Annotated in this window: 11 protein-coding genes; 7 read left to right on the top strand and 4 right to left on the bottom strand. The window is 74.4% G+C overall.

Annotated features, from left to right (window positions below; translation table 11 throughout):
- Window positions 1–275: 275 nt before the first annotated feature.
- Entirely contained in the window at window positions 276–1,427 is a 1,152-nt protein-coding gene (locus SCA03_RS24850; RefSeq protein WP_051856863.1) for a serine hydrolase domain-containing protein, read from the top strand.
- 150 nt (window positions 1,428–1,577) lie between these two features.
- On the opposite strand, the gene SCA03_RS24845 is transcribed toward SCA03_RS24850, so the two are convergent.
- On the bottom strand, window positions 1,578–2,594 hold the full coding sequence (locus tag SCA03_RS24845) for an alkaline phosphatase family protein (protein ID WP_051856843.1): 1,017 nt from the start codon (window positions 2,592–2,594) through the stop codon (window positions 1,578–1,580).
- 233 nt (window positions 2,595–2,827) lie between these two features.
- On the opposite strand from SCA03_RS24845, the gene SCA03_RS24840 reads away from it, so the two are divergent.
- The 3 genes from SCA03_RS24840 (at window position 2,828) to SCA03_RS24830 (ending at window position 4,285) form a co-directional block, all read left to right on the top strand.
- Entirely contained in the window at window positions 2,828–3,007 is a 180-nt protein-coding gene (locus SCA03_RS24840) for a ribbon-helix-helix domain-containing protein (protein WP_030885672.1), read from the top strand.
- Between the two features lies 1 nt (window position 3,008).
- Window positions 3,009–3,353 (top strand): VOC family protein, encoded by a 345-nt coding sequence (locus tag SCA03_RS24835; RefSeq protein WP_086815624.1) that lies wholly within the window; start codon window positions 3,009–3,011, stop codon window positions 3,351–3,353.
- Between the two features lie 71 nt (window positions 3,354–3,424).
- On the top strand, window positions 3,425–4,285 hold the full coding sequence (locus tag SCA03_RS24830; protein WP_086815623.1) for a class I SAM-dependent methyltransferase: 861 nt from the start codon (window positions 3,425–3,427) through the stop codon (window positions 4,283–4,285).
- An 87-nt stretch (window positions 4,286–4,372) separates the two neighbouring features.
- Here SCA03_RS24830 and SCA03_RS24825 read toward each other — a convergent pair whose 3' ends face one another.
- The 3 genes from SCA03_RS24825 to SCA03_RS24815 form a co-directional block, all read right to left on the bottom strand.
- Entirely contained in the window at window positions 4,373–5,443 is a 1,071-nt protein-coding gene (locus SCA03_RS24825) for a CU044_5270 family protein (RefSeq protein WP_141275663.1), read from the bottom strand.
- Entirely contained in the window at window positions 5,440–6,045 is a 606-nt protein-coding gene (locus SCA03_RS24820; protein WP_030885683.1) for an RNA polymerase sigma factor, read from the bottom strand. The genes SCA03_RS24825 and SCA03_RS24820 overlap by 4 nt, the downstream gene beginning before the upstream one ends.
- 221 nt (window positions 6,046–6,266) lie before the next feature.
- Window positions 6,267–7,238: a LysR substrate-binding domain-containing protein gene (locus SCA03_RS24815; protein WP_086817205.1), complete on the bottom strand. Its 972-nt coding sequence runs from the start codon at window positions 7,236–7,238 to the stop codon at window positions 6,267–6,269.
- A gap of 444 nt (window positions 7,239–7,682) precedes the next feature.
- Here SCA03_RS24815 and SCA03_RS24810 point away from each other — a divergent pair, with 444 nt between their 5' ends.
- From SCA03_RS24810 to SCA03_RS24800, 3 genes are all read left to right on the top strand, one after another.
- Complete coding sequence (locus tag SCA03_RS24810) at window positions 7,683–8,531, top strand: enoyl-CoA hydratase/isomerase family protein (protein WP_078873687.1); 849 nt, start codon at window positions 7,683–7,685, stop codon at window positions 8,529–8,531.
- Between the two features lie 219 nt (window positions 8,532–8,750).
- Entirely contained in the window at window positions 8,751–10,640 is a 1,890-nt protein-coding gene (locus SCA03_RS24805) for an acetate--CoA ligase (protein WP_230988897.1), read from the top strand.
- A gap of 133 nt (window positions 10,641–10,773) precedes the next feature.
- Window positions 10,774–12,051, top strand: a complete 1,278-nt coding sequence (locus SCA03_RS24800) for an MFS transporter (RefSeq protein ID WP_051856853.1) — start codon at window positions 10,774–10,776, stop codon at window positions 12,049–12,051.
- Window positions 12,052–12,061 lie beyond the last annotated feature (10 nt).

Here is a 12,061-nt window from a genome sequence, read left to right as displayed (position 1 = left end):
CCCGGCGGTGGCGGGATCCGGCGGTGGCGGCTGACGTCCGGCCGTGGCAGCCGACCCCAGCGGTGTGGCGGGACCCAGCGCGGACAGCCGACACCCGGCGGTGGCAGCCGACCCCCAGCGGTGGCAGGGCCCGGGCGGCCCCGCCACCGGGGCGTTCGGAAACTCCGAACCCCGGCCGGGAGGCTGCCCCCACCGACACGCGCGGCGCCGCGCGGTGGGATGGCGGCAGGGGGAGACGACCGCTCCCCCACCGCCGCTTCCCACCTGGAGAGACCATGCGATCCCGCCGGTTCCCCGTCGTCTGCGCCCTGGCCCTCGCGGCCGTCGCCGCACCGCTGCCGCCCGCGGCGGCCGCCCCCGCCCCTCCCCGGGCCGCGCCCGGCGGGCACGAGTCGATCCGGCAGCACCTCGCCGACCTCACCCGCAGCGGCGCCGTCGGCGCCCAGGTGCGCGTCACCGACGGGTCGCGCACCTGGCGCGCCCGCGCGGGCAGGGCCCGGACGCAGGCGCCCGGCCCGGTGCCGCGGCGGGCGGCGTTCCGGATCGGCAGCGCCACCAAGATGTTCACCGCGGTCGCCCTGCTGCGTCTGGTGGGCGAGGGGAAGGTGGCGCTGGACGCGCCGGTCTCCCGCTATCTGTCCCCGCGCGTGGTGCCGGACGGCGACCGGATCACCGTGCGCATGGCCCTCCGGCACACCAGCGGCCTGCACGATGTGGCCCGCGACCTCCCGCAGGGCGAACGGCTGGTCCGCACCCGCTTCCGCCACCACGACACGGAGCGCCGGGTACGCGAAGCCGCCGCCCGGCCGGCGGACTTCCCGCCCGGCAGCCGCTACGGCTACTCGAACACCAACTACCTCGTCGCCGCGCTGATCATCGAGCGGGTCACGGGCCGCCCGTACGGCGAGGAGGTGCGGCGCGCTGTCATCCGCCCGCTGGGCCTGCGGCGCACGTTCGTGCCCGGCGACCGCCCGGACATCCCCGGCCCGCACGCGCACGGCTACCTGCGCCACACCGCGCACGGCACCGCCCGGCAGGCGGACGTCACCGCGCTCAACCCGTCCCTGGCGGGCGCCGCCGGGGAGATCGTCTCCACGGCGGACGATCTCGACGCGCTGCTGGCCGCACTCGCCGACGGCCGGCTGCTGCGCCCGGCCGAGCAGCGGGAGATGCGCCGCACCGTGTCCACCGGGGAGCCCGGCACGCGCTACGGCCTCGGGCTCAAGCAGCGGAAGCTGAGCTGCGGGCGGACGGTGCTCGGCCACACCGGCGGCATCCCCGGCTTCGCGACGCTGGCGTTCACCACGCCGGACGGCCGCCACCGCGTCGTCCTCTCCGCCAACCTCGACGACTGGCCCGCCGACCCGCGCATCGGCGCACCGATCGACGCCGTCCTCGACGACGCCGTCTGCCGCCCGGGCGCCTGACGGCCGCACGGACGCCGGGCGGCGGGCGGCGGGCGGCGGGCGCGGAACGGCGCGCAGCCGGACGGCGGGACAGCGAGCCGGGGACGGCGGCCAGGTGGACGGCGGGCAGAGGGACGGCGGCAGCCGGGCGCGGGTGCGGCGGGCCGTCGGTCACTTCTCGTCGACGGGGACGCCGTCCAGCCCGTCCGGCACGGCCACGCCCTCGTGCTTGAGCGCGGTGGCGGCGATGTCGACGATCTCCACGTCGTCCCGGGTGGTGCCGGGCCGGAAGCCCGGGCCGGTGCCGATGACGTAGGTGGCGCGCTCCTCGTCGCTGTTGCCGCCGTGCCCGCCCTCGGGCCGGTGCCCGTGGTCGGCGGTGACCATGATCTGCCAGCTCTCCTCGTCGTAGGTGGCGCGGGAGCGCACCGCGTCGAGCATGCGGCCGATCTGCTCGTCGACACCGGCGATGGCGTCCAGGTACTCCTGGCTGTCCGAGCCGCTGCTGTGCCCGGCGTGGTCGATGTTGTCGAGCTGGACGAAGGTCGCGTCGGGGTTCTCGCTGCCCAGGTAGTGCACGGCGCGCTCGGTGGTGCCCGCGTCGTACTCGTCGCCCGGGGTGGCGATCCGCACGTCCACGTCGCCGCCGACGATCTCCCCGTTGCCCTCGGCCGAGGTGATCGGCGCCCACGAGGCGATCGCCAGCGTGGACAGCTCGGGGTCCGCCTGCTCCATGCGCGTCAGGAAGTCGGGGTAGGTCCCGAAGTCCTTGCCGTCGAAGCTGTTGTCCCGCACCCCGTGCTTGTCGGGCCAGGTGCCGGTCAGGACGGTCGCCCAGCCGGGTCCCGACTCGGTCTTCGCCACCGAGGTGTCGTAGAGGCTGCTCGGCGCCCGGGTGCCCTGTGCGATGAGGGACTTCAGATGCGGGGCCTCGGCCTGCTCGATCTTCTCCAGCATCGAGCCGTCGAGGCCGATCACGAGTGTCTTCTCCGCCCGGCTGCCGTCGGGCAGCTCGGGGTACGCGGCGGCGGACGGCGCAGTGGCCGCGTGGCCCGGGGCGGCGGGGGCCGCTGCGGCGGCCGGCGCGGTGAGCGCCACCGGTGTCAGGACGGCCGCGACGGCGATCGCGGCCAGGGCTCTGCGGCGGTGGGCGGTACGGCCGCTCGGGCGGGCCTCGCTGATGTGCATGGCAGCTCCTCGTGGGGGTCCGGCACTGCTGACGACGGACCCGCACCGGCCTTCCCGGTCCGGACCCGTTATCCGACGGTGACCTCAACTCCCCCGGGGAGAAGCGCGTTTGGGGGGAAGCGGCGACCGCCGCGCCCAGTATCCGGCCCGCCCCCACCCGGCACCAGACCCCGTCAGCCGCTACTCGGGCACCTCTCGGGCACCTAGCTTGCTAGGATGCTAGCATCGACGGCATGGCCGACGAGGACGTCAAGCAGTTCAACGTGTACCTGCCGATCGGGCTGATCAAGCAGGTCAAGTACCGCGCCGTCGAGTCGGGTTCCTCACTGTCGGCGCTGGTCGCCGACGCGCTGCGCGCCTACCTCGACGACACCCCCGGACACGGACAGCAAGCCACCGAGAAGGAGTCCTGACATGGCGACCGAAGGCATCGAAGCCCTCTTCCTGACCACCCACAACTGGGGAAAGGCGGCACGCTTCTTCCAGACGCTCGGCTACGAGCTGGAGTTCGAGACCGGCCACGCCTCCGGACAGCTGCGCAACGGCGACGGACCGTACGTCTTCATCGCCGAGGTCCCCGAGGACCAGGAGCCCGAGACCCGGGTCGTGCTGCGGGCCCGGGACGCCGAGGCGCTGCCCGCCGACCCCTCCGTGGAGGTCGTCACCCCCTACGAGGACACCCACTACGGCACCCGCGAGGCCACCGTCCGCGGCCCCGACGGCCGCCTGTGGACCCTCCAGGCGCCCACCGCGCACTGACCACCGCCCACCGCACAGCCCCCAAGAGAGCCGACCGAGCAGACCGGGCCGAGGAATCCCAGGAGACCGACATGGCAGACGCACAGCACACCGGCGAACCCGACAACACCGCGGTACGGACGGCTCTCTGGCGGGCCCTGCACGTCCGCGCCGACCCGCCGCCGCACGTACTCGACGACGAGATCGGCCTCCGCCTCGTGGACCCCGCCGACGACTGGCGCGACCGCCCCGACATGGACCCGGACACCACCCGCGGCTTCCGTGCCGCGATGGTGGCCCGGGCCCGCTTCATCGAGGAGCTGGTCGCCGAACAGGCCGACCACGGCGTCACCCAGTACGTCCTCCTCGGCGCCGGCCTGGACACCTTCGTCCAGCGCAGACCCGAACTGGCCGCCCGGCTGCGGGTCTTCGAGATCGACCAGCCCCGCACCCAGGCGTGGAAGCGCGACCGCCTGGACGCCCTCGGCTACGGCGTCCCCGAAGCGCTGCACCTCGTCCCCGTCGACTTCGAGGCGGAGGAGGACTGGCTGGAGCCGCTGACCGCCGCCGGCTTCGACCCCGGCCGCCCCGCCGTCCTCGCCTCCACCGGCGTCTCCATGTACCTCACCGAGGAGACCACCACCGCCACCCTGCGCCGCATCGCCGGCCTCGCCCCCGGCTCGACGCTCGCCATGACCTTCCTGCTGCCGCCCGAACTCCTCGACGAGGCCGACCGCCCCGGCCTCCGCCGCAGCAAGGAGGGCGCCCAGGCGTCCGGCACCCCGTTCATCAGCTTCTACACCCCGTCCCGGATGCTGGCCCTGGCCCGCGAAGCAGGCTTCGCCACCGCCCGGCACGTCCCCGGCACAGACCTCGCCGACCGCTGGTTCGCCCACCGCCCCGACGGCCTCCGCCCCTCGACGGGCGAGGACTTCCTGGTGGCCACGGTCTGACCCCTCGCCCCCGGCCCCCACGCGGCCGGACGCGGCCCCGCCCCCGCCGTCGGGCACGGCGGGGGCGGGGCCGGGTCGTGTGCGGGGTCAGCTCTGTTCGGTGGAGTTCGTCGCGGTCGTGGTGGTCTCGGGGTCGGAGGGGCGCTCGCCGTCCTTGTCGGCGACGCCGTGGGCCAGCTCCGCCTCGCTGGACAGCAGCGTGCCCGCCTTGCCGTACGGACGGTCCTTGATCAGGTAGCTGCGGGAGCCGAGGTAGGTGTAGTCCTTCTCGTCGAAGACCCACTCGGTCCGGACACCGGCCTTGGTGTCGTTCCTGGCGATGCCGAGCCCCGTGCGGCCGATCGCGTCGTGTGCCTTCGGCGCCTCGGTGACGCCGGGGATCCGGGCGGCGGCCTGGTACAGGGCGGCGGCCGTGCGCGGCGGCATCAGCCCCCCGAGCAGGTTGCCGATCTCCTCGAAGACCTCCTGGTCCTGCTCGCGGCCCTGCTCTCCCCGGGCGTGCTCGCTCAGATAGTCCAGCAGCTTGTCGGGGTCGGTGGGCAGCGAGCTGAGCCACCGGTAGGTGGGCCGGTGGAGACCGGGCTTCGTGCCGTCCTCGTCGCCGAGTTCGGCGTTGAGCGGGATGGTCTCCCCGCCCCTCCGCACGGTGCCGAGCCGCTTCACCGGTCCGGGCTTTTGCACCTGCCAGCTCTCGGACGTCTCCAGCGGGCCGATCTCGGCCTTCCCGCTGCCGAGTTCGGCGCCGTTGCTCTTCTCCTTCGTGTAGACGAACTGGTCGTCGCGCACCGTGGGGGCCTCCTTCTTCCCCGCGACGTCGGAGATCCGGTGCAGGAGGGCGGCGGCGGGCCGCATGTCCGTGGCCTGCTGCGAGGTGCCCGGCTTGCCGTCGTCCCCGCTGAAGGCGAGGCCGGCGGTGACGGCGCAGGCGACGGCCAGCGCGGTGGCGGGCGCCAGGAGGGCGGGGCGCAGCAGCCGGCGGGCGGGGCGTGCGGACTGTGTCTGTTCGCGGTCGATCTCGTGCATGAGCAGTTCCTTGTGACGGAGGTGCTGCTCGCGCGGAAGTTCCACATCGGCCGGAGCCGGCAGCAGACGGGCCAGTTCGGCCCGGTCGTCGTGCCGCTCCGGGGGCCGGGAAGCGGAGGTGGTCCTGTCGGTCATGTGAGCTCCTCCCGCACGGGCAGGGCCGCGATCGCGGCCGCACTTGTCATCTCTCCGCGGGCGGTGGGTGGTTCCATGTTCTCCTCGGCGAGCCGGGCGAGCTTCTTGCGGGCGCGCGAGAGCCGGGAGCGCACGGTGCCGACGGCGATACCGAGGGCCTGCGCGGTCTGCTGGTAGTCCAGCCCGGACCACACGCACAGCGACAGCACCTCCCGCTCCTGCCGCCGCAGCCGCCCGAGCGCCGCCTGCACGGCGCGCAGCCGCCGCTCGTCGTCGATACGGCCGACGGTGCGGGGCGCGAAGTCCTCCTCGGCGCGCGGCTCGGGCTGGCGCGCCAGGAACAGCCGGCGTCTGCGCTGTCCGCGCCGCGCGTTGTCGGCCTTGTGGGTGGCGATGCCCAGCAGCCAGGGGCGCAGCGAGCCGCCGTCCTCGTGCACGCGTTCCCGGGTCCGCCACGCGGTCAGGAACGTCTCGGACATGATCTCTTCGGCCGTCGACCAGTCGCCGGTCAGCCGCAGCCCGTGGTTGTACACGGCCCGGGCGTGCTCCTCGTACAGCTGGGCGAACGCCGCACGTTCACCAGCGCGCACCCGTCGGCGCACCTCGTTGTCTGAGTCCCTCACATCCCCTTGCTCTCCGCATCCCGGAGGGAGTTCCTATGGCCTGCGTCACGTCCGCTCCGAACCGGCGGCGGCCCTCATGCGACGTCCGGCGGCTCGCGGCCCATTGTCGTGGCACCTGTTCCCGGCGCTTGCTGCGGGGCCGTCACAGGCGCCGGGTGTCGGGTTCGCCGGGCTGCCGGGGCCGCCGGGGCCGCCGCGCGTCAGGAACCGGCCGCCGGGTCCGCCGGGTCCGCCGGTGATGACGCAGCAGGGTCCGCCGCTGACGGGACGCTCCCGATACGGTGGCCGGCCGCCGTCAGCCCCTCGATGACGGCCTCGGCGAACGCCGCCACCGCCTCGTTGTGCCGGCTCGGCACCCACACCACCGACGTCGTCCACGCCAGCGCCGCGCCCGCCAGCGGCCGCCACACCAGGCCCTCCGGCAGCGGGGCGGCCGGGGCCTCGTTGAGATGGACGCCCCGCCCCGCGAGCACCAGCCCGTGCACGAAGTGCGGGTTGCGGGCGTGCCGGATCGCCCCGGGGAGGAAGCCCTCGTCGCGGCAGACGGTCTGCATGTGGTCGTAGAGCCGGGGCGCCATCACCCGCGGAAAGATCACCAGCGGCGCCCCGTTGAGGCTGCGCAGCCGCACCGGCTCGGCGGAGTCCGCCAGCGGATGCCCGGCGGGCAGCACGACACCCAGCTCACGGCGCGCGGTCGGCCCCGACTCCAGGCCCATCGTGTCCGCGGGGTGCCGCACCACGCCCGCGTCCAGCTCGCCCTCCCGTAGCCGCGCCAACTGCTCGTCGGTGGTCAGCTCGTGCAGATCGATGAGCACGTCCGGCACCCGCCGCGCGAACCCCGCGGTCAGCGTCGGCAGCACCACCGGGTTGGTGTCCGGCGGCACCCCGGCCCGCAGTACGCCCGCCTCGCCGGGCCGGATGCGCCGCATGGCCTCCCGCGCGGTGTCCACCCCTTCCAGGACGGGCCGTACGTGTTCGAGGAGGAGCGCACCGGCCTCGGTGAGCCGGACCCGCTGCCGGGTGCGGTCGAACAGCCGCACCCCCAGGTCGCGTTCGAGATCGCGGATCCGCTGCGACAGCGGGGGCTGGGCCATGTGCAGCCGTTCCGCGGCCCTGCCGAAGTGCAGTTCCTCGGCCAGCACGGCGAAATAGCGCAGGTGGCGAAGCTCCATGCGCGGACCATATCGCCGCGATATCAACGAGGGTCCCCATTGGTCTTGGCGGCCCGCTGCCCGGCGGTGCTTGCATGGCTGCCGACGGACGGAGCGGCCCGGCGAGACCCGCCATCCACCGCCCCGGCACCCGTACCACGCCGGTCCCTCCCGCACGTGTGCCGCGGGACGGACCGCACCCCGCGGCACAGCCCGGCACAGCAGGCAGGTCGAGCGCACCGCGATCAGCCGGACGGCGGTGCACGGCCGGCCGGCACAGCGAACGCCTCGCACATTCCGCATATGTCGAGCATTCCGCGCAGTCCGCGTGCTCCCAGTGCCCCGAGCACGCCGGGTGCGCCGAGTGCTCCGCGATTCCGAGCACTCCACGCGCTCGATGCGCTCCACGCGCTCGATGCGCTCCGCACACCGAGCCCCGGCCCCCGTACGAGAAAGGCCAGACCCATGCCCGAGTCCCCGTCCTCCCCCGCCACCGGTCCGGACGCCACCCACGTCGTCGTCGAACGCCGTCCCCTGACCGGCGACAGCGGCGCCGCGGCCGGCGGCTACGTCGGCGAGATCACCCTCGACCGGCCGGACAAGCTCAACGCCTGGACGGCCGGTATGCGGGCCGCGATCGTCGCGGCCCTGGAGGAGTTCACCGCCGACGAGCAGTGCCGCGCCATCATCCTCACGGGCTCCGGCCGCGCCTTCTGCGCCGGGCAGGACCTGGGCGAGACCGCGGCCATCGAGCCGGACGACCACGCGGCGGCCGAGGCGTGGATCGACGACTTCGGGCGCCTGTACCGGGCGGTGCGCGCCGCCGACAAGCCGACGATCGCCGCCGTGAACGGCGTCGCCGCCGGGTCGGGCTTCCAGTTCGCGCTCCTCGCCGATCTGCGCATCGGGCACCCGGGCGTACGGATGGGACAGCCCGAGGTGCTCTCCGGCATCCCGAGCATCACCGGAATCTGGGCGATGTGGGGCATTCTGGGGCGCGCGAAGACCACCGAATTCGCCCTCACCGGGCGGCTGGTGGACGGCGCCGAAGCCGAGCGGCTGGGGCTGCTCACCCGACTCGTCGAAGCCGGGGCCGACGGCGCGGGGGTGCTGGCCGAGGCCCGCGCCGAGGCGGACCGGCTCGCGCAGCTCCCGCCCGGGGCGGTCGCGCTCACCAAGGGCCGGATCCGCGAGCTGGACGACGCCGACCTGGACGAGGCGATCGCCGCGGCCAAGAAGGTGCACACGGCCGCGTACGCGACCGGCGAACCGCAGCGCGAGATGGCCCGCTTCCTCGACGGCACCCGCCGCTGACCCGGGCCCGGCACCGCACCCGCCACCGGTCCCCCGGCAGCACCCGGCGAAGCCCCGCACCACAAGCCCGCACAACCCGCGGTGGGCCGCGAGGGGCCGCAAGTCCCCCGCGGCCGAAGGCCGCAACGGGCCGCCCCCGCAGCGCACTTCCCGCCCCCAGCACTTCCTCGCACCGCACTTCCCCGCACCGCACTTCCCCGTACAGGAAAGGACGCCCAGATGAGCACCAGCGCCAGCGCCTCGCCGTTCACGGCCGGCGGCGCCGACGAGTCCGAACCCGCCGAGCCGGCCGGCCATCCCACGGGCCGCCCCGGCGGGGTCGTCTCCCCGGTGGGCCCGGCCCCCTACCGCGCGCTCTGCGCCGGCCACCGCTGGGACGTCCCCGAGCGGTACAACATGGCGGCCGATGTCGCGGACCGGCACCCCGGCGACCGGCTCGCGCTGATCTTCGAGGACCACACCGGCCGGCACGACGAGGTCGACTGGCAGCAGATACAGGACCGTTCGCGGCGGATCGCCGCCCGGCTGCACGCGCTGGGCGTACGCAAGGGCGACCGGGTGGCGGTGCTGCTGCCGCAGCGTCCCGACACCCCGGCCACCTATCTCGGGGTCCTGCGCACGGGCGCCGTCCTCGTCACGATGTCGCTGCTGTGGGCGGACGAGCCGATCCGCTACCGGCTGGCCGACTCCGGCACGAGCGTGCTGGTCACCGAGGGCAGCGCGCTGGGGCGGGTGGGGGCGCCCGGCGCACCGGACGGGCTGCTCGGCGCGGGGGTCGAGGTCGTCGACGTCGACGATCCGTCGATCGCCGCGCTGCCGCCGGAGTTCGAGACGGCCGACACCGCGCCGGACGACCCCGCACTGATCTTCTACACGTCCGGCACCACCGGCCCGGCCAAGGGCATCGTGCACGCGCACCGCACGCTGCTGGGGCACAACGAGTTCCGGTACTGCCACGATCTACGGCCCGGCGACGTCTTCCACGGGGCGGGCGACTGGGCCTGGTCCATGGCGAAGCTGCTGGGGCCGCTGCGGGCCGGCGCCGTGCACTACGTGTACCGGCCGGCGAAGGGCTTCGACCCGGCCGGGCTGCTGGCCGGCATGGCACGCAACGGCGTCACCACGGCCCTGGTCAACCCGACGTTCCTGCGCAAGATGCGGCAGGACGTGCCCGACGCGGGCAGCCGCTTCCCGCAGTCGCTGCGCGTGGTCTGCTCGTCCAACGAGCCGCTCACCGGCGACCTCATCGACTGGTTCCGCGAGCAGTTCGGCGTCACCCTGCTCGACTACTACGGCTCGACCGAGTCGTATCCGCTGCTGGGCAACTTCCCCGGGGTGCCCGTCAAGCCGGGCTCCATGGGGCTGCCGCTGCCCGGCTGGCACGTCGCCCTGCTCGACGAGGACGACCGGGAGGTACCGGTCGGCGAGCCCGGCGAGATCTGTCTGCGGGCCGGCTCCAACCCCCAGTTCCCGCTCGGCTACTGGGGCCGGCCCGAGGCGTCCGAGGAGACGTTCGGCGGCGCCTGGTACCGGACGAAGGACCAGGCCGTGCGCGACGAGGACGGCTACCACTGGTTCCTGGGCCGCACCGACGACGTGATCAAGACCTCCGGCTACCGGGTCGGCCCCTACGAGGTGGAGGCCGCCCTGCGCGAGCACCCGGCGGTCGCCGACGCGGGGGTCGTGGGAGTGCCCGACCCGGTGCGCGGCCAGGCCGTGAAGGCGTACATCGAGCTGTGCGCCGGTCACACGCCGGGCGGCGGACTCGCCGACGAGATCGCGGCGTTCGCGCGCGACACCCACTCCCGCTTCGCCTACCCCCGGCACGTGGAGTTCGTCGCCGAACTGCCCCGTTCGGCCACCGGCAAGATCCAGCGCGCGGCACTGCGCGCCCGGGCCGCCGCGCCCGCACCCGAGACACCACTCACCCCCGCCAGTGCCGGACCACGGCCCGACCAGGAGGATTCCGCACATGACGACGGAGCACCCGGGACCGGAGGCGGCGCCACCGGCACAGCAGACCGCACCGGCACAGCAGGCGGCGCCGCGCGCGACGACAGCGGACAAGGCCGCCGCGCGGACGACGAACCCGGACCCCGCCACGCCTGACACCTCCCCGGGCACGGTCTCCCCCGGCACAGCCGCCCCTGGCGCGACCGCACCCGGCACCGCCGTATCCGACGCGAGCGCCCCCGGCGGCAGCGGGAGCGGCGACGCCGGGCAGGACCCGAACGCTCGGGCGGTGCGCCGCAAGGTCACGGCCGCGACCGCCGTCGGCAACTTCGTCGAGTGGTTCGACTCCGGTGCGTACGCCGTCATGTCGGCCACCATCGCCGGACTGTTCTTCCCGCAGTACGACAAGACGGCCTCGCTGCTGGCCACCTGGGCGGTCTTCGCCGGCGGCTTCATCGCCAGGCCGCTCGGCGCCGCCTTCTTCGGCCGGTACGGCGACCGGATCGGCCGCAACCGGATGCTGGCGCTCAGCGTGCTGTGCATGAGCGGTTCGACGTTCCTCATCGGGCTGCTGCCGGGCTACGCCACCGTCGGGATCGCGGCGCCGCTGCTGCTGTTCCTCTTCCGCGCCGTGCAGGGCTTCTCCACCGGCGGCGAGTACACCGGCGCCGCGGCGTTCATCATGGAGTACGCCCCGGACGACCGCCGCGCCCGCTACGCCTGCGTGGTGCCGCTCACCGTCGGGATCGCGTCCGTCGCCGGGTCCCTGGTGGGCCTCGCGCTCACCTCGCTGCTGGACGAGGGCGATCTGCGCACCTGGGGCTGGCGGGTCCCGTTCCTGCTCGCGGGTCCGCTGGGGCTGATCGGCCTGTATCTGCGCTCCCGGCTCCAGGACACGCCCGTCTTCCGGTCCATGGAGCGGCGCGAGGCGGTGCAGAAGGCGCCGCTGCGGGAGGCCGCCCGGGTGTGCCGGCGACAGGTGCTGACGCTGTTCGGCTACAGCATCACCAACGCCGTCGGCTACTACCTCATGAGCAGCTACATGATCTCGTACATGTCGGAGGAGGTCGGCTACAGCAAGGCGGAGTCGATGTTCGCCAGCCTGGTGGCGATGCTCGCCTACAGCGCGGCCTGCCCGCCGGCCGCCGCGGCCAGCGACCGCTGGGGCCGCAAACCCTTGCTGCTGCTCGCCTGTACGGGCTTCGCGGTGCTCACGGCCCCGGCCTTCTGGCTGATCGGCACCGGGCTGCCGGGCGCCGTGGTGGGCGGTTCGGTCCTCGCGGTCCTGGTCGCGGTGATCGGCACCTCCAACGTGCCGGCGATGGTGGAGATGTTCCCCGCGCAGCTGCGGGCGAGCGGCTCGGCGATCGGCTACACGGCCGCCTATGTGCTCCTCGGCGGCACGGCCCCGTTCGTCGCCACCGGCCTGGTCTCGCTCTCCGGCACCCCCGTCGCCCCGGGCTTCTATCTGATGGGCCTGGGCGCGGTGTCCGCACTGGTGGTCCTCCTCGCCTTCCGGGAGACCTTCCGGCTCCCGCTGAACCGCACGACGGTCCTGGAGGACTGAACCGGACGGC

This window comes from Streptomyces cacaoi (assembly GCF_006539165.1).
GTDB classification, from domain to species: domain Bacteria; phylum Actinomycetota; class Actinomycetes; order Streptomycetales; family Streptomycetaceae; genus Streptomyces; species Streptomyces cacaoi.
This window is presented reverse-complemented; position numbering and strand designations above follow the sequence as displayed.

Bases quoted from the DNA above. Each gene is read 5' to 3' on its own strand.
- SCA03_RS24850 (WP_051856863.1), top strand. From the start codon at position 276: ATGCGATCCCGCCGGTTCCCCGTCGTCTGCGCCCTGGCCCTCGCGGCC.
- SCA03_RS24845 (WP_051856843.1), bottom strand. From the start codon at position 2,594: ATGCACATCAGCGAGGCCCGCCCGAGCGGCCGTACCGCCCACCGCCGC.
- SCA03_RS24840 (WP_030885672.1), top strand. From the start codon at position 2,828: ATGGCCGACGAGGACGTCAAGCAGTTCAACGTGTACCTGCCGATCGGG.
- SCA03_RS24835 (WP_086815624.1), top strand. From the start codon at position 3,009: ATGGCGACCGAAGGCATCGAAGCCCTCTTCCTGACCACCCACAACTGG.
- SCA03_RS24830 (WP_086815623.1), top strand. From the start codon at position 3,425: ATGGCAGACGCACAGCACACCGGCGAACCCGACAACACCGCGGTACGG.
- SCA03_RS24825 (WP_141275663.1), bottom strand. From the start codon at position 5,443: ATGACCGACAGGACCACCTCCGCTTCCCGGCCCCCGGAGCGGCACGAC.
- SCA03_RS24815 (WP_086817205.1), bottom strand. From the start codon at position 7,238: ATGGAGCTTCGCCACCTGCGCTATTTCGCCGTGCTGGCCGAGGAACTG.
- SCA03_RS24810 (WP_078873687.1), top strand. From the start codon at position 7,683: ATGCCCGAGTCCCCGTCCTCCCCCGCCACCGGTCCGGACGCCACCCAC.
- SCA03_RS24805 (WP_230988897.1), top strand. From the start codon at position 8,751: ATGAGCACCAGCGCCAGCGCCTCGCCGTTCACGGCCGGCGGCGCCGAC.